16 protein-coding genes are annotated in these 17340 nt (G+C 56.0%); 9 read left to right on the top strand and 7 right to left on the bottom strand.

Going from position 1 to position 17340, the window contains the following annotated elements:
* The first annotated feature begins 109 nt into the window (after nucleotides 1-109).
* The 8 genes from ACL2XJ_RS17215 (at nucleotide 110) to ACL2XJ_RS17180 (ending at nucleotide 9372) form a co-directional block, all read left to right on the top strand.
* Nucleotides 110-1066: a sugar-binding transcriptional regulator gene (locus tag ACL2XJ_RS17215; protein ID WP_132922400.1), complete on the top strand. Its 957-nt coding sequence runs from the start codon at nucleotides 110-112 to the stop codon at nucleotides 1064-1066.
* Between the two features lie 355 nt (nucleotides 1067-1421).
* Complete coding sequence (locus ACL2XJ_RS17210) at nucleotides 1422-2063, top strand: SIS domain-containing protein (RefSeq protein ID WP_413723895.1); 642 nt, start codon at nucleotides 1422-1424, stop codon at nucleotides 2061-2063.
* A gap of 4 nt (nucleotides 2064-2067) precedes the next feature.
* Nucleotides 2068-3525, top strand: a complete 1458-nt coding sequence (gene xylB, locus ACL2XJ_RS17205; RefSeq protein ID WP_413723894.1) for a xylulokinase — start codon at nucleotides 2068-2070, stop codon at nucleotides 3523-3525.
* The gene (locus tag ACL2XJ_RS17200) at nucleotides 3512-4582 is read left to right on the top strand and encodes an ABC transporter permease (protein WP_243701439.1); all 1071 of its coding nucleotides are present in this window, start codon (nucleotides 3512-3514) and stop codon (nucleotides 4580-4582) included. Before xylB ends, ACL2XJ_RS17200 begins: the two co-directional genes overlap by 14 nt.
* Entirely contained in the window at nucleotides 4569-5552 is a 984-nt protein-coding gene (locus ACL2XJ_RS17195) for a substrate-binding domain-containing protein (RefSeq protein ID WP_413723893.1), read from the top strand. Before ACL2XJ_RS17200 ends, ACL2XJ_RS17195 begins: the two co-directional genes overlap by 14 nt.
* Before the next feature lie 25 nt (nucleotides 5553-5577).
* A complete protein-coding gene (locus tag ACL2XJ_RS17190; protein ID WP_413723892.1) occupies nucleotides 5578-7080 on the top strand; it encodes a sugar ABC transporter ATP-binding protein in 1503 nt (500 codons plus the stop codon).
* Nucleotides 7077-7655, top strand: a complete 579-nt coding sequence (locus ACL2XJ_RS17185; protein WP_413723891.1) for a hypothetical protein — start codon at nucleotides 7077-7079, stop codon at nucleotides 7653-7655. Before ACL2XJ_RS17190 ends, ACL2XJ_RS17185 begins: the two co-directional genes overlap by 4 nt.
* Before the next feature lie 382 nt (nucleotides 7656-8037).
* Nucleotides 8038-9372, top strand: coding sequence for an MFS transporter (locus tag ACL2XJ_RS17180; RefSeq protein ID WP_413723890.1), 1335 nt, complete (start codon nucleotides 8038-8040; stop codon nucleotides 9370-9372).
* An 87-nt stretch (nucleotides 9373-9459) separates the two neighbouring features.
* Here ACL2XJ_RS17180 and ACL2XJ_RS17175 read toward each other — a convergent pair whose 3' ends face one another.
* Complete coding sequence (locus ACL2XJ_RS17175; RefSeq protein ID WP_413726911.1) at nucleotides 9460-9726, bottom strand: helix-turn-helix transcriptional regulator; 267 nt, start codon at nucleotides 9724-9726, stop codon at nucleotides 9460-9462.
* An 823-nt stretch (nucleotides 9727-10549) separates the two neighbouring features.
* Between ACL2XJ_RS17175 and opgB the strand changes: the two genes are divergently transcribed.
* Complete coding sequence (opgB, locus tag ACL2XJ_RS17170; protein ID WP_132922407.1) at nucleotides 10550-12439, top strand: phosphatidylglycerol--membrane-oligosaccharide glycerophosphotransferase; 1890 nt, start codon at nucleotides 10550-10552, stop codon at nucleotides 12437-12439.
* Nucleotides 12440-12591: 152 nt separating this feature from the next.
* Here opgB and hypB read toward each other — a convergent pair whose 3' ends face one another.
* From hypB to ACL2XJ_RS17140, 6 genes are all read right to left on the bottom strand, one after another.
* On the bottom strand, nucleotides 12592-13347 hold the full coding sequence (gene hypB / locus ACL2XJ_RS17165; RefSeq protein WP_413723889.1) for a hydrogenase nickel incorporation protein HypB: 756 nt from the start codon (nucleotides 13345-13347) through the stop codon (nucleotides 12592-12594).
* A 138-nt stretch (nucleotides 13348-13485) separates the two neighbouring features.
* Nucleotides 13486-13713 (bottom strand): hypothetical protein, encoded by a 228-nt coding sequence (locus ACL2XJ_RS17160; protein ID WP_132922409.1) that lies wholly within the window; start codon nucleotides 13711-13713, stop codon nucleotides 13486-13488.
* Nucleotides 13714-13733: 20 nt separating this feature from the next.
* Nucleotides 13734-13931: a CooT family nickel-binding protein gene (locus ACL2XJ_RS17155; protein WP_413723888.1), complete on the bottom strand. Its 198-nt coding sequence runs from the start codon at nucleotides 13929-13931 to the stop codon at nucleotides 13734-13736.
* Between the two features lie 138 nt (nucleotides 13932-14069).
* A complete protein-coding gene (locus tag ACL2XJ_RS17150; RefSeq protein WP_413723887.1) occupies nucleotides 14070-14843 on the bottom strand; it encodes an AAA family ATPase in 774 nt (257 codons plus the stop codon).
* A 2-nt stretch (nucleotides 14844-14845) separates the two neighbouring features.
* Entirely contained in the window at nucleotides 14846-16756 is a 1911-nt protein-coding gene (cooS, locus tag ACL2XJ_RS17145; RefSeq protein WP_132922412.1) for an anaerobic carbon-monoxide dehydrogenase catalytic subunit, read from the bottom strand.
* Entirely contained in the window at nucleotides 16756-17331 is a 576-nt protein-coding gene (locus ACL2XJ_RS17140; RefSeq protein WP_413723886.1) for a 4Fe-4S dicluster domain-containing protein, read from the bottom strand. The genes cooS and ACL2XJ_RS17140 overlap by 1 nt, the downstream gene beginning before the upstream one ends.
* Nucleotides 17332-17340 lie beyond the last annotated feature (9 nt).

The following is a 17340-nucleotide window of genomic DNA, read 5'->3' as shown; positions in this document are numbered from 1 at the left end:
ATTACGCTCAAATGAGCAAACAAGACGGCGCAACGGACAATATCAACATTATCACAAATGGCCGGCCCCCTGTGGTCGGCCTGCGTCCTTTGCGCCGGGAGATCTTTTGATGCCCCTTCTACCCCTACAGAAAATCCAGGCGATTACCGTGGCGCGCGCCTATTTTATCGACCGCAAGACCAAAAGCCAGATTGCCGATGAAATGACCATCTCGCGGTTTCGCGTGGCCCGCATCCTCGATAACGCCATTGAGCGGGGTTTAGTAAAATTTGTCATCGCCGAGCAGGAAGATATAGACATTGCCCTTTCCCAGCAACTGACAAAAAAATTCGGCCTCCATCAAGCGGTGGTGATGGTGGGGCCGGATCTGCCCGCCAGCGCCCTTACCCAGCAGTTGGGTGTTCTCGGCGCGGCGGCGTTGGAGGAATTGCTGATGCCCGGCATGAGCGTCGGCGTAGCCTCCGGACGGGTCTTGTCGGCGGTGGCCGACGCCCTGACCCATTTGCCGGTGTTGGATGTGGTACAGGCCGCCGGCGCGCAGCCCGGCATGGAATTCTCCCATAACTCCATCGAACTGATACATCGCATTGCCAATATCAGCGGCGGCAAGGCGCACCCGATTTATATTCCCATGTGGGTGGACAACGAGGAAACGGCGCGCAACCTGCTGCGGGAACCCAGCGTGGCGGCGGTGCACGAGCGTTATAATCACTTGGATGTACTGATAACCGGCATCGGCTCCTGGAATCCACCGGCATCATGCATGTTCACCACCTTTCCGGATGACTGGCGCCGGCAGGTATTGGCCGCCGGCGTCTGCGCCGATATCTGCACCACCATTGTGGACAAGCACGGCCAGGTGGTGCCCTCGCCGCTGGATAAGCTCAGCCTGTCCATGAGGGATGAGCAGGTGCGCAACGTGCCGGAAGTCGTGGCCATTGCCGGAGGCCAGGAAAAATACGGCGCCATTGCCGCGGCCTTGATCGGAAAATGGGTCACTACGCTTATCACCGATGCCGGTACGGCACGCTATCTGCTGGCCCTGGACCCGTTGCCCCTGAAATAGACCGCTTCTCTAAAAGGGAAATTCCCCTCCCCGCGGCCCTGATGCCGCTGCCCTCATTAACTTTTTGTTACATTGCAAATCTGCCCCCGCCGGCCGGCCGGGGCAAGCGGCGCTTTATATAGCGCCGCCGGTGGAAACCCGCAATTGGTGTGCTCCTTTTTAACATGCTCATTTGAGCGATGCTAAAAAAGGCAATGGTAAAAAAATTCAGACCTGATTCACTGTTTTATGTGCCTAACAACGCCTCAGTGATGAAAAATGTGATTGATATCGGATAAATAACAGGCAGCAATTGCGCGAATATTTGAATAAAGTAATTTATTGCGTACATCAATCGAGCGGAGTGAACGCACATATGAGCAATCGAGACTTTTTTGATGCCGCCGGCGTGGCGGCGCAGGTGACCGAATCGGACATCCAGGCGGTAGCAGCCATTAAAAAACTCTTTGACCAGCCGGTATTCGATCGCGTCACTGCTCTGTTGGCCGCCTGCAATGGCAAGGTTTTAGTCACCGGCAGCGGCACCAGCGGTTCCGTGGCGCGGCGGGCCGCGCATTTACTCTCCGTCAGCGGCACGCCCGCGTTCTTTCTCTCGCCCGGGGACGGTTTACACGGCGGTTTGGGCGCGTTGACGGCGGAGGATATTATCCTGGCCTTCTCAAAAGGCGGCAATTCGGAGGAATTGAACGATTTTTGCCGGCGCGGGCAGACCCTGGCCAGTCATCTGGTGGTCATCACGGCAAACCCCGACTCGCCCCTGAGCCAAATGGCGGACATGACGCTGTCGATTCCCCTGGAGGAAGACTGCGATTTGGGGGGCGTTATCGCCACCGGCTGTACGCTGGCGTTTTCAGCGCTGACGGATGTTCTGGTGGAGATTTCCCGGCGTCTGCGCGGCTATGAGTGGGAGTCTTTTTTTTTCACCCACCCCGCCGGCGCGGTAGGCAAAGATGCGGCGGACAGTCTCAAGCGTTTGCAAAAAAGCGAACAGAGGTAGCAGCATGATACGCGATATCGCCGCCGGTATTGATTCGTCCACCCAATCCTGCACCGTTTTACTTCGCAGCCTTGGCGACGGGGGGGTGATAGCCCAAGCGCGGGCGCCCCATCCCCCCACCACGCCGCCCTGCAGCGAGCAGGATCCGGAAGCCTGGTGGCAGGCCTTATGCCTCGCGCTGGGGGAACTGAGGGAATACTGGCCGCGAATCGCCGCCCTGTCCGTCGGCGGACAGGGGCACGGGCTGGTGATCCTTGATGAAAACGACCGCCCGCTGCGACCGGCCAAGCTATGGAACGATACCGAGTCCGCACCGCAGGCCCGGTGGTTATTACAGCAACTGACCCCTTTGGAATGGGCCTGTGCCACCGGTTCGGTACCCGGCCCGGCAATGACTATCGCCAAACTGGCCTGGACCGAGCAGCATCACCCCGGTCTGCTGGCCCGCAGCCGGCGCATCATGCTGCCCTTCGATTACCTGGTATACCGGTTATGCGGCCGCAGCGTTACGGAACGCGGCGGCGCGTCGGGCACCGGCTATTTCAACCCGTTCGACAACAGCTGGCAGCCGCAGCTGGCCGCACTGGTTAATCCTGATATCGACTGGCCGGCGCGCTGGCCGGAGATTATTCCTTCCCACGGCCTGGCGGGGGAAGTTACGGCAGCGGCGGGGTTGCCCGAACTCACCGGCGCCCTGGTGGGGGTCGGCACCGGGGACAATATGTCGGCGGCCCTGGGCATGAACGTGCAGCCCGGCGATGTGGCTATTTCCATCGGCACCAGCGGCACCCTGTACGGTATCACTCCGCAGGGGATCATCGATCCCACCGGCACCCTGAACGTCTATGCCGATGCAGCCGGGCGCTATATGCCGATGATTACCACCCTTAACGCCGCCAAGGTGACGGATACCTTCCGCCGGCTGCTGAATGTCTCCACCGAAGACTTTGATTCCCTGGCGCTGTCCTGTGAACCGGGCGCCGGCGGACTGGTATTGCTGCCCTATCTGGACGGCGAACGGACGCCGAATCTGCCCGACGCCCACGGCCGGCTGGATGGCCTGCGCACCACCACCACCCCTCAACACCTGGCTCGCGCCGCCGTGGAAGGCGTGTTATGCGGTTTATTAATGGGCCGCGAAACGCTGCTTGGCTACGGTTTTAACATGTCCGGCCGGTTATTGCTTACCGGCGGCGCCGCGCGCTCCAGGGCATACCGGCAAATATTGGCGGATCTTAGCGGGCAGGACGTCTGGGTCAGTCCGGTGGCGGAAACCGCCGCCGCCGGGGCGGCGATCCAGGCGGCGGCGATAGCCGCGGGCTGCAGCAACGACGACATGGCCGGCCGCTGGAGCGTGCCTCTGCAGGCGGCGGCGCAGCCGCGGGCGGATGCCGGCCCGGTGCTGAAAAATTATGTCCGCAGCGCTCACTCATTCCTGGAGAGTCACCATGCGTCAACCTGATAAAGCGACGGTGCAAAAGCAGCCGATCCGTATTCCTCCGGAAGCGGGCATTGCCGCGGTGTTCCTATTGGTTATGCTGGGGGGATTTATCGCCTCCCCCAACTTTCTTACCGTATCGAACCTGATGGTATTGTTGCTTAACGGCGCGGTAATCGGTTTTCTTTGCCTGGGCCAATCCTTTGTGCTGCTCACCGGCGGCATCGATCTCTCCTGCGGCTCTATCGTCGCCATGACCTGCGTGCTGGCGGCGCTGCTGATGGAGAATTTCGGCCTGCCCTGGCAACTGGCGGTGCCCATTGTCCTCGCGGCCGGCGCCCTGACCGGGCTGGTGAACGGTTTAATCATCGAGCGCACCGGCGTACCGCCCTTTATTGTCACGTTCGCCATGATGGGGGTGGCGGCATCAATACCGCAGATCATCACCGGCGCGGAGTCCATCCGGGTAACCCAAATCGGCTACAGCCTTATCGGCCAGTCCAAGCCCCTGGGCATTCCCTTCCCGGTGCTGGCTCTATTGATTGCGGTGATTATGGCGGTCATTTTTCTTAAGCGCAGCGTCACCGGCACCCATATCTACGCGGTGGGGGGAAATGCCGACGCGGCGCGCCTGGCGGGAATCAGTATCCCGCGCATCACCCTCTTGGTCTACGCCATTTCCGGGCTATGCGCCGCCTGCGGCGGACTGATTTACGGTTCCCGGCTGATGACCGGCTACCCCACCGCCGGACGTGGCGACGAACTCTTCTTTTCCATCGCCGGCGCCGTGGTGGGCGGCGTCAGCCTGTTCGGCGGCACCGGCAGTATTATCGGCGCCATGATAGGCGCGATGCTTATCGCCGCTATCTCCAACCTGATGAATGTCATGAATGTCAGCGCCTACTGGCAACCGCTGGTTATCGGCCTGATCATTCTGTTCGGCGTGACCTTCGACACCCTGAGAACCGCCAGGAAAATCACCCTTCCCTGGCTTAAACGCCGTAAACCCCTCTGCAAATCCATAACAAAAAATCAAAATCAACGTACCCAACAGCCAGGAGAAGGCCATGCAAATCCGTAATAAGTTCATTGTCGCCACCACAATGCTGGTGCTTAGCGCCGCATTGGCGGGATGCAATCGCGAAGACAGCAGTCAAACCGCCGGCGCGCCGGCGAAAAAAACCCTCGGCGTAACGCTGCCCAACTTAACCAACCCTTACTATGTGGCGATGAAAAAAAGCTTCGAAGATAACGGCGCGGCGCAGGGGTTTAATGTAAAAGTGTCCATCGCCGACAATGATGACGCCAAACAGCTCTCCCAGGTGCAGAGTTTCGTGCAGCAGAAAGTTGACGCCGTGGCGGTGAACTGTGTCTCCTCAGGCCCCTGCGTTGCGGTCATCGGTGAATTGAACCGCGCCAAGATTCCGGCCTTTACCATTAATCTGCTGCCCGATACCGACGGTATGAAGCAGCAAGGCGTCAGCGTTGTGCAAGGCGTGCAAACCGATCAGGCGCAAGGCGGCCATTATATCGGCGAACAGCTGGTGAAAGACCTCGGCCCCGATGGCAAAGCGGTTATCGGTATCGTCGGCGAACCGACCTCCATCTCCGCCAACGCCCGCGACGACGGATTCAAACAGGCCATCGCGTCCAATCCCAACCTGAAAGTGGTGGCCCTGGTGAACGGCAAGGTGGAAGAGACCACCTCCCTTAAGGTCACCACGGAAATGCTGCAGGGCAACCCGGAAATGACGGTGGTATTTTCCGATACCGAACCTTCGGCGCTGGGCGCCGCGGCGGCCATCGAACAATTGGGCAAGAAAGGCAACGTGCAGCTTTACAGCTTTGTGGATAAAGAAGGCGTCAAACGCATCGAGGACAACAGCATTCTTAAAGCCGGCGCCATACAGGAACCGGTTAAGCTGGCCTCCCTGCTGGTGGATAGCGTGAAAAAACATTTCGCCGGGGAAACCCTGCCGCCGCTGCTGAACAGTCCGCCGCTGCTGGTGAATAAAGACAATGCCCCCAAAGTCATCGATGCGGCATATTAAGGCATAACGGCGGAGGCGAAATAAGATGAATTATGCTGCCCGCGGTATCAAGATCGCGTTTTCAGGGGTGCAGGTACTGCACGGAGTGGATTTTTGCGTCGAGCCCGGAAAAATCCACGGCCTGTTCGGTCATAACGGCGCCGGTAAAACCACCCTGCTGAAAATTCTGGCCGGGGTGAACAGCCACGACGAGGGCCGGCTCCTGCTGGGGGATCGCGTCATCCGTCTCGCTTCGCCAAGGGATGCTCTCAAGGAGGGCATCGCCTGCGTTTATCAGGAACTGCGGCTGATACCCGATATGTATGCCTGGCAGAATCTGTTCCTCGGCCGGGAAATACGGCGGCGCGGTTTTCTCGACAAGACGGCGATGCTGCGCCATACCCAGCGGGTTATCACTGAATACGGGCTGCATTTCAGCGCCGGCGACCTGGTGAAAAATCTGTCACACCCCGATAAACAGATGCTGGAGGTGATTGCCAATCTCGATCGCGACGCGCGTTTTTTATTTCTGGATGAGCCCACCACCGCGTTGGAGGGCGGCCAGGCCGAAGAATTGCTGAAGGCCGTCCGGCATATCGCCCTGGAAAAAAACATCGGCGTAGTGCTGGTGTCCCACAAGCTGGACGAAGTCCTGGGGGTGTGCGACGAAGCCACCGTTATGTGCGCCGGACGGGTGATTTACCACGCCGGCAAACAGAGTCTCGGCAAACAGGCCATTGTGGATGCCATTGTGGGGGACGCCGCCGCCTACCAGCGTACCCAACAGCGCCACCGCGGGATCGACGGAGACAAGACGCCGTTCCTGAGCGTCAATCAGCTCTCCACGACACGCTTGAAAAATATCCGCCTGAGCGCCCGGCGCGGCGAAATATTGGGCGTCTACGGTCTGGCCGGCGCCGGCCGGACACGCTTTTGCCGTACTCTCTACGGATTGGAGAGCATGACCGGCGGCCAGATCGTACTGAACGGCTGTCCCTATCATCCCGCCAACCCGGCGTTGGCCATCAAACGAGGCATCGCCTATCTTACCGAAGAGCGTAAAAAAGACGGCTTCATCCCGAAAATGTCGAGCCTGACCAATGCCGTGCTGCCGATATTGCGCCGTTTCCGGCAGGGCGGCATGATCAACCACCGCAGTGCGGACCGGAACGCGCGGACTATCTTGCACAGCATGAATACCCTCGGTTCGCTGGACGGGCCGATCCAATCCTTATCCGGCGGCAACCAGCAGAAAGTATTGTTCGCCCGGGTAATAGGCCAGCAGGCCACGCTTATTTTGCTGGATGAGCCCACCAAGGGAGTGGATATCGGCGCCAAGGCGGATATTTATCGGATCATCCGGCAGTTGGCGGATGCCGGCTGCTGCGTGATCATGGTCTCCAGCGAAGAAGAAGAGCTGCTGGAAGTGGCGGATGTGATTACCGTTTTCCGGCACGGGCAGTGCGACGGGGTTATCCTTCCCGCCGGTGAAATCACGGCGGCAATGTTGCGCAAAGCGGCCTGGGACAGCGAAACGGCGGCGGCGTGAATATTTCCGCCAGCGTCTATGCCGCCGATCAGCGCTGTATTATGGCGCAGCTGCTGCCGCTATTGCCGCATCTCGAATCCCTGCATTTTGATGTGATGGACGGGCTTTTCGTGCCGTTCCACGGCCTTAACCAGACCCTGTTCCGCCAATTACGGGATAGCGTTGATTTGCCCATCGACGTCCATTTGATGATCCGGCATCCGCAATCCTGGGCGCTGCGCTTTGCCGAGATGGGAGCACGCTGGATAGCCTTTCATCCTGAAACCTGCGAAAATCCGCTGGCGCTGCTGCGGGCCATCAGGGACTATAAATCCCGCGCCTATCTGGCCCTCAGTCCGCATATCAGCGTTTCGTCGGTGCGGCATTTACTGGAGGAAGCGGACGGCGCGCTGATATTAAGCGCCCCGCCGGGGGGCGGCGACTTTATGCCGGAAATGCTGGCGAAAGCCCGCGCTCTGCCGGCGGGTTTGCCGGTAGTGCACGACGGTAAAATGCAAAGACACCACGCCGGGTTGCTCAGGAATCTGCCGGGGGATCTCGTGGTGATGGGGACCGCCCTTTTCGGCACGCAATAGTTGTGCATATAACCGCAAAAAGTCTGGCATCCGCCCAACCTATTGTGATTATTGTCATATTTTGAATATTCTCCCACGCCAAGTTGTCGTAATGTGACCTTAAGCACATTCAACCTGATATCACAAAAAAGACCTCTTGAACCGCCATAAGATTGGTCATTTGCATAATGACTTAGCCGCCCACGCTTTTTATACTGCCATTCTCGGCAAAAGAGCGGAGCGGTTAATGAGACGTTATTTTCTCTTCAGGGAATTTCATTGTGAAAAAGCCCGCCTTTAATTAACGCTTTCCTTTTCACAATTATATTTATGTCTAACGGGCTTATTCACAGCTCCGCAGCACATGCCGCACGCAAAAGCAAAATTCACGTGGAGAAATATCATGGCGGTTGAAACGAGTTTATTAACTAAAAAGCGAACCCACGTTCGTTTTTATGTTTTGCTCATTATTTTCATTATCACAGCAGTAAATTATGCCGATCGGGTAACCCTGTCTATTGCCGGTACACAGGTTTCGAAAGAGCTGGGGTTAGACGTTGTGGATTTGGGCCAGATATTTTCCGCCTTCGGTATTGCCTACCTGGTAATGCAAATACCGGGCGGCTGGCTGCTGGACAAGTTCGGTTCCATAAAAGTGTACAGCTTTAGTCTGTTTTTCTGGTCGCTGTTTACCCTATTGCAGGGATTTGTCGGCGGATTATCCATTTCCGCCGCCGTGTTATCGCTGTTTATGCTGCAGTTTATGCTGGGTTTTGCCGAAGCGCCGGCATTTCCAGCCAATGCGCGCATAGTCGCCGCCTGGTTCCCCGCCAAAGAGCGCGCCACCGCCTCATCCATATTCAATGCGGCGCAATATTTCTCACTGGCCATTTTCTCGCCGTTTCTTGGCTGGCTGGTTTATGCCTGGAGCTGGAAACACGTCTTTGTCATTATGGGCGTCATCGGATTTGTATTAACCATTATATGGACCAAATTCGTTCATAACCCGTTTGAATCCCCCTACGCTTCCCGTGAAGAACTCGATTATATTGAACAGGGCGGCGGCGTAGTGAATATGGATCAGAAAAAAAGCGCCCGCCAAGGCCCCAAATGGAATTATGTCAAACAGCTATTAAGCAGTCGAATGATGCTGGGTATATTTTTCGGGCAATATTTTTTAAATACCATTACCTGGTTTTTCCTGACCTGGTTCCCGATTTATCTGGTGCAGGAAAAAGGCATGACCATTATGAAAGTGGGTATCATTGCCTCTATTCCGGCGATATGCGGCTTTTTGGGCGGCATTTCCGGCGGCATGGTTTCCGATCTGCTGCTCAAACGCGGCTGTTCCCTGACCTTTGCCCGCAAGGCACCGATTGTTTTCGGCATGCTGCTGGCGTCAAGCATGATTTTGTGCAACTACACCAATAACACCGTTTTGGTGGTGGCGCTGATGGCCTTGGCCTTCTTCGGCAAAGGTTTCGGCGCGCTGGGTTGGCCGGTTATCGCTGATACCGCGCCCAAAGAGGTCATCGGACTGTGCGGCGCGATTTTTAATATGTTCGGCAATGTGGCATCCATCGTGACCCCGCTGCTCATCGGCTATCTGGTCAAGGGCCTGCACTCGTTTAACGCCGCGCTGATCTTCGTCGGCTGTTCGGCGCTGATGTCCATGCTCTGTTATCTGCTGGTGGTGGGTAAAATCCAACGGCTTGAACTGAAGAAAGTCCCCGAATAAGCTGCAGTTGCCGCCCGGCAACACACCAGGCCAGCCTAGGCTGGCCTTTGTTTTAAGGGGCCCTAGACCAGGCCTGTCGCGGGGCGCTTAACTCTTCTTTTCCAGAAATTTCACGCTGTATAGGGTTAGCAACGCGGACGCAAAGGCATCGTCTACAGTGTAAAAGTAGCATTCCGGTACTTCCAGTACCCGGGCGAAAGCGCAACATGTCTCAAAATTGGGCCGGTAGATACCATTTTCATACTGGCTGATGCGGGATCGGGCCGTGGACTCGTCTATTCCCGCCATAACGGCCAATTTTTCTTGCGTCAGTCTCGCCCTTTTACGGGCTTCTTTCAGACGTTTTGGGATCATTTCGATATATTTAGCAATGTTCACTTGTTTATCTGTTTAGCATCCTTTAACATCACTGTTGTTTAGTTTAGCTGAACATATAAAAGCTAAAGTTAAAGCGCCAGGGTTAGGGCCGGTAATTGCCGGCTCGTTTGGTGATTAAAAAAAAAGCGTACTACAGAGCTTTGTTTTATAACAGCTATTCTAAATAATAATAAAAAACGCAGAGACAATCGCTCTTACTATTTTATGCTGCATACCGCTCAAGACTGTTCGGTTTTTTTCAAGGCCGGCCCCCCCGATTTTTTTTCCTGTTTTTCTGATTTAAATCACAAACCGTCCACTCGCGCCCTCCCCACGCAGGATGCCAATCGGGTGGATAAAGCGCTGAAAATCATCCGCAGCCTGGCGCAGGCGTTCGGGCTGAGCATGATAATCGTCAGCCATCAAATCCGTATTACCCGACTGGTGGCGGGCGGCGGGCAGTAAGCGCATGCAAAAATCCACCGTCATATAGTTGCAGCAAAAAGTGTGTAAAATTTTGCGTCCCTTGATATTGCCGACCGTCGGTGGAGATGCGTTTCAGTACGATATCCACCCTGGTTAACCCATTGAATTAGAATCAATACCATCATAAATACCCCACGCCGACGCACTATAACGGTGCCGGCGGAAACAAGCCTGCCCCGCCTTTGCGGCGGCTGTCGGCTAAAAATCTCTGGCTCCGCCAAACATTGATTGGTATATATAGCTATTATTAGAAGAAACGGGACGGATGACCGCATTGAATCGTTACTGTTTGTCGGGACAAGGTTTTACCGTAACCAGTTGCGGAGGCATCTAGATGTCTGCAGAAATACTTTCAGCTGTGTTATTTGTGACATCCATCATAATATACTCGCTGCGGGCCGATCGAAATAAGCTATGGTTTATATTAGTATTATTTATACTAGGGCTTTATATTGTTCTTAATTTAATTCGAGTAGCCAGTAATTATTTTACCGGCGACGGTATCAACGATTCAGTCTTGTATACCATTACCAGCAATCTCACCGGCGCCGGCGTGGGGAAATACATCTTACCCTTTGCGGGTTTTTTACTGGTTTCCCTGGCGGTGTTCGGCTTGATGTCATGGGTTTTGCTCAGGACCAGCGGCAAAAATACTAATGTCTTATACAGTATTCTGGCTTTGATTTTCGCCGGCGCCTCGGTGGTGGTCACTCCGGCGTTCGGGGAAATTGCCGGCTTGATGAAGTCTGAATTCGGTCAGGATAAATCCGATTTTTATAGCTATTATAAAACACCCAAAAAAACCATGTCGGGCAAAAAGCCCAATTTAATTTATATCTATGCCGAAAGCCTGGAAAAGACCTATTTTGATCAAGATGTATTTCCCGGTTTAACCTCCGAGCTCAATTCGGATAAAGTCGATTCCACTTCTTTTGAAAATACTATCCAGTTACCCGGCACGGGCTATACCATTGCCGGCATTGTGGCGTCCCAGTGCGGTATCCCTTTATTCGCCCCCTTTGACGGCAATGCATCCAGTTCCCTGTCTACCTTCTATCCCCATGCGGTTTGCCTGGGCGACGTTCTTCACTCTTCAGGCTATGATACCTATTTTTACCAGGGCGCCGATTTGGCCTTCGGTGGTAAAGGCCTGTTTTTGAAATCTCACGGTATCGATCATTTATACGGGCTCCAGGAGTTGCAGGATCAGGTGGAGGACCCGAATTACAAAAATGAATGGGGCTGGTATGACGATACCCTATTGGATATCGTTTACAATAAATATGTTGAGCTGTCCAAAGAGAATAAACGTTTCGCTTTGTTTGCCTTAACGGTGGATACCCATCATCCGGATGGTTATATTTCCAGAACCTGTACTAAAAAAACCTACGAATTTAATCATGTGGAAAACAGCTCCCTGAGCGCCGTTGCCTGCAGCCAGCAACATATCGCGGACCTGATTGATAAAATAAAACAATCACCCTATTTCAGTAATACAGTGATTGTGGTTTCTTCCGATCATCTGGCCATGAACAATACTGCCTATGACATATTAACCAAGAATGATCGGAAGGATTTGTTTTTTATCATTCGCGGCGATACGGATAAAAAGCAGGAAATAAATGTAAAGAGAAGCACGCTGGATAACGGCGCCACGGTGCTGGATGTGCTGGGGGGAGATAATTTCATCGGTTTAGGCCGCAGCAGCCTTTCGAACGTCTCTTTGGCAACCTATTTTATGAATATCAATCAAAAAATAACCGGCTGGATACCGGCCATTATCCGGCAGTGGGATTTCCCGCGCAAAATCACTAAGTATAAAATCGACGTTGCGTCTAAAACCATTAAATTCAATGGCGTGAGTTTCAAGACGCCGTTAATTTTGAAAGTAGAAAAGAACCGGGTGGAACCTATGTTTGATGTGTATTTGTCGGTTCCGCTGAATCAGCAATTGGCTAAGCTGGATGCCAATGAAAAATTTGTCTGGGTGGATGATTGTACCAAAATGGCCAATGTCTGGGACGATCAGTTGAATCAGGTGAATAATACCTGCGTGGCGACAGGTACGCTTAATACTCATCCCAAGATTGTGAAAATCGATAGCGATGTTTATCGCGGCAAGGTGAAATTCAATCAGCCCCGGGAGGGGGACGATCCTGATTCCATTTACCAGAATACCGTCAACAAACTTGCCGAGGATGCGGCCAACTCTATGCCGCAGTGACGGCGCGGGCGCCTTTAACACGCTCGGTTCTGGCCGCGTTGGTGGCTGGCCTAGCTAGCCATGAGGCGCTCCGGCGGGCGGGAAAACCACGCCCGCTTCGACCTCATTGGCACGGTTTCCCTTTAACACGCGCTCACTTTAACACGCTCGGTTCAGGCTTCGGCGATCGCTCCTGCCAGCCAGTCGAGCCAGCCATCCATGCCCCGTCCGGTTTTGGACGACACTTCCAGCACGTCGGTATGATTGGCCAGTAGGCTGATTTCGTCCCGTACCCGCGCCACGCTGAAATCGTCAAAATAGGGCAGCAGATCGGTTTTGGTGACCAGGACCTTATCCGCCAGCCGGAACATCACCGGGTATTTTTCCGGCTTGTCGTCCCCTTCCGGCACCGATAGCAACACCACGTCATAGTGTTGCCCCAAGGCAAAGCTGGCCGGGCACACCAAATTACCGACATTTTCGATAAACAGGATATCCATCGCCGCGCCGGCGAGCTGCTGATAGGCGGACCGGATCATGGCCGCATCCAGATGGCAGGCCATTCCGGTGGTAATCTGCACCACCGGCACGCCTTTTTTACGCAGGCGTACCGCGTCGTTTTCGGTTTCCAAATCTCCTTCGATGACGCCGATGTTCAGTCCCCGGGCCGTCAGCCGTTCAATGGTGGCCTCCAGCAGGGCGGTCTTGCCGCTGCCGGGGGATGACATCAGATTGAATACTACCGTGCCTTGGGCATTAAACAACGCGGCGTTCCGCTCCGCCTGCCGATCGTTATCCTGCAGCAGGTTCTGCAGGACTTCTATGGAGTGGGGCGCGGCCGGTTTCAGCGGACGGATGGCGCGGATGGCGCCGTTTTTCAATAACAGACGGCTACCGGTGGTGATATTGCAGCCACAGCTGTTGCACATACTTTTATCCTAGTGGCCGTCGTGTGGCCACGGTGATGATATCAATCCTTGCTCCCGCTCCTTAGTGCGCCGCCGGGCGAGTTAGCCGCCTTCGCGGCCCGGCGGGGCGGCGGCCTTTCCCATACGGCCGCAATCGGATCAATGCCGGGAGGACGGCGTATCAAGCAGCGCCAGCATGGCGGTTAACGCATCGCTTACGCGGTTCATCTGCGTGATGGTGGCGCTGCATCCCCCGGCCAGCGCTGTCTGCCCTTCTGTTTCCAAGGCGTGGAGGTATTTTTGCATTTCGGCGATATGCTCTTCGTTGTGTTCCAGCCAATGCGGCAGCATAACGGTTAGTTTTTCAGTTAATGTTTTATCGGCCATGGTGGGTTCCTCGGCGGTTATCATGCGGCGCGCCATTCCAGCAAGACGGAATTGCGCAGACAGTCAATTTCTTTAATCTGGAAGCCGTACAGCTCGCGGGGCGGCTCAAACAGGCTCGACAGGGTGATCCTGTCCGGCGACACCTCGATGTGGGCAATGTCGTCCACCCGTTCTTCCCGGTTGTCCGCCAGGATCAATCTGACTTTAAGCTGGCACATATATCACCTCTTGTTGGCGACGGCGCGGCGGTTTTTCGTCCCCCCTCGCCGGCCATATTGACATCGGCATTCTCAGCAGGCATTTTCATGCGGCTTTTCTTGCCCGGCTTACTTGTTCGGCATGCATACCGGCCGTTCTTATCCCGCATAGTCCAGCAGCCGGGTTTTGATGGTCCGCAGTTCTTCCAGAAAATCGCCGCCGATATCATAAGGCGCGGCGCCGGTGCGATCCGCATCGCGAATCGTCTCGTTCAGGGAGAGGTAACCGAGCATTTTTTCCGCCGGCAGCGCCGATGCCAAAAAGGCCTGATCTTCCTGGCTCTTGATTTTACTGCCGACATAAGCGATTTTTTTGATGCCGATGTCGGCGGCCAGTTTCTCTATCTGCCGGGTAGTCTGGATGCTGCGCTGTCCGGGCTCCACCACCACGATAAGCAGATCAACCGCCTCGGCGGTGGAGCGGCCGAGATGTTCGATGCCGGCTTCCATATCCATGATAACCAGGTCCCGGCGTTCAAGCAGCAGATGCTTCATCAGGCTGCGCAGCAGGGTATGTTCCGGACAGACGCAGCCGGTGCCGCCATGTTCGACGGTGCCCATCAGCAGTAAGCGGACCCCGGCATGCTCTACGCAAAAGGCGTCCGGCAGATCGTCAACCTTCGGGTTGAGGATAAACAGCCCGCCATAACCGCTGTCGGCGCCGGTGCGCTCTTTCGCCAGGTCCTTCATATGGGAAAACGGCTGCACGTGGGCATAGCGCCCGGCGGGGATCCCCAGCGCCGACGCCAGGTTGGCATCGGGATCCGCATCAATGGCCAATACGTGTTTTCCTTCCGCGGCGAAAGAGCGGGCCAGTAATCCCGCCAGGGTGGTTTTGCCCACGCCGCCTTTTCCCGCTATGGCTATTTTCATGCTTATATCCCCAAGGCGTGACGTTTTTCGCGAATCACCGCCACCAGTTTTTCCGCCGCCAGGGCCGGATCGGATTCCACCAGGAAGTAGCCGCCGAACAGATCTTTCGCCCCTTCGGTAATCAGATCGGTCACCACCGCTGAGCCGGTGACCTGGGGAACGATGCCCAGATGGGTCGGCAAACCGATGGCGACGCTCCAGCTGGCGATGGCGATGGCTTTTTCCGACATGGCTTCCGGCGCGGAGGCCACCAGCGGCAAATCGCTGAGGTCCACGTTCAACCTGTCAGCCAGCGCCGTGGCCAACTGCACCGCCCGGCTGTTATCCACGCAGGAGCCCATATGCAGTATCAGCGGCAACGGCCCTTCCAGGCCCGCCGACACGCCGATGGCGGTTAATACCGCCTTAAGCGAATCACCTGCCCAGGCTTCGGTGGCCTGCTGGTTCATCAGGCCGTGTTTGGCGAATGCGCCCGCGCCGCAGCCGGTGGCCAGCAGCAGGACATTGTTGCGGGCCAGAATCTTGGCGATGACCTGGAAATTCTCATCCTGTATCGCGCGGGTGCTGTTGCAGCCGGCGAACAGCGCCACCCCGAGGATATTGCCGTTGACGATATTTTCCACCAGCGGCGCCAGGGGGTCTGCGGCGTTGAGGGTCGCCAGGGCCGCCATGACCGCTTCGCTGCTGAAACCGACGATGGCGGTCTGTTTGATATCCGGGATATTGATGCGCTTGGCGTCGCGGCGGCCATAGGCGTCAATGGCGTACTGCACGATTTTGCGGGCGGTTTCTCTGGCCTTGTCTTCGTGGAAACTGACATGGCGTGCCCCCGGCATCTTGTTTTCATCCATGGTGGTGATGAATTCGGTGTGATAACACTCGCTGATTTGCGGCAGCGACGGCATGATGCACTGCACGTCCACCACCATTGCGTCCAGCGCGCCGGTGAAAATGGCCATTTCCTGCGACAGATAGTTGGTGGCCAGCGGAATGCCGTGGCGCATCATGACTTCATTGCCGGTGCAGCAGATACCGACGATATTGATGCCCTCCGACGCGCCGGCGTCCCGGGCAATGCTGTTCATTTCGCTGGCGATATCGCAAATCACTTCGCTGAGCAGCGGGTTATGGCCGTTAACGGCGATATTCACCGCCTGTTTCTTGATAACGCCAATATTGGCCTGGGTCACAACGGGTTTCGGCGTGCCGAACATCGCGTCCGACAGTTCCGTCGCCAGCGCCATGCCGTTGAAATCCGCCAGGGCGCCGCGCATTCCGCCCAGCACCAGGTTTTCCGGGTCGGCGTCGCAGCCGATATGGGTGCGCGACATGATCTGCGCCACCGTGGCGTCGATGTTATGGGGCAACACTCCCAGTTTTCCCAGCAGCGACAGGCGTTTTGCCGGCAGCGAGGCGCTTATCCAGTGGCAGGGAACCTTGCTGTCCTGATTCTGATAATCCTCCAGGGTCTTGGTGGCTACGTCGTAGGCAATGTCCGTTATGGTCCGGTCGGCGACGGCGATATCCAGCCGCCCGGCAATACTTTTCAGTTTCTCTTCGTCGCGGATATGATAATCGGGCAGTTCCCCTTTGCCGACGCGCTGCATGGCCAGGGCGATATGCCGGCCGTGTTCCGAATGCGCAGCCGCTCCGGCGGCCATCATGCGAATCAAGTTGCGAGCCACGATGGTGTCTTTGCCGGCGCCGCAAATACCGGCCTGCGGGCCGTCGCCGAACGGATCCACCCGGCAGGGCCCTTTCCAGCAAATACGGCAGCACAAGCCCAGCGTGCCGAAACCGCACTGCGGCTGCTGCATTTCATACCGATCGAAAACCGTCGCAATCCCTTCTTGTTCAGCAACAGGGCACAGTGCGATAACGGCGGGATCGCTCGATCTTATTTTGATATCCATTACAGTCCCCTTAATGCCAAGGTAATATTCTTTTGAGATTGAGCCAATTCTCCGGCCCGGGCCTTGATCAGCGCCTGACGATAAGTCTTCATATCCACCAGGCTAATGGCCTTGGTGGGACAGGACTCAACGCAGGCGGTCTCGGTTTTGCCCTGTTTTTTACGCCACTCCACGCAAAGATCGCATTTTTGCGCCACGCCTTGATTGGTGGCGCTAAAATGCTCTTTCTCCGCTGCGCGCCGAACGGTAATGGCGCCGAACGGGCAGACCATCACGCACAGTTTGCAGCCGACGCAATTGTCCTCATTGATTTGCACCTGACCGTCCGCCTGGCGGCAGGCGCCGGTGGGACACACCAGCGCGCAGGGGGCGTTTTCACACTGACGGCACTGCATCGGCATGGTGATGTCGCCGGACGCCACGACCTTCATGCGCGGATGCAAGGGGAGTTGACTCGTCACGGCGGCCACCAGACTGCCGTCGCCGTGGGCCACCGCGCAGGCCATTTCACAGCTATGGCAGCCAAGACACTTCAGCGCATTGGCGTAAATAATGACATTTTCTCGTTCTTTCATGGCGTTACC

The organism is Sodalis sp. RH16 (assembly GCF_047324245.1).
Classification (GTDB): domain Bacteria; phylum Pseudomonadota; class Gammaproteobacteria; order Enterobacterales; family Enterobacteriaceae; genus Acerihabitans; species Acerihabitans ligni.
Note: the sequence above shows the minus strand (reverse complement) of the source record. Positions and strands in the feature narration are given on the sequence as shown.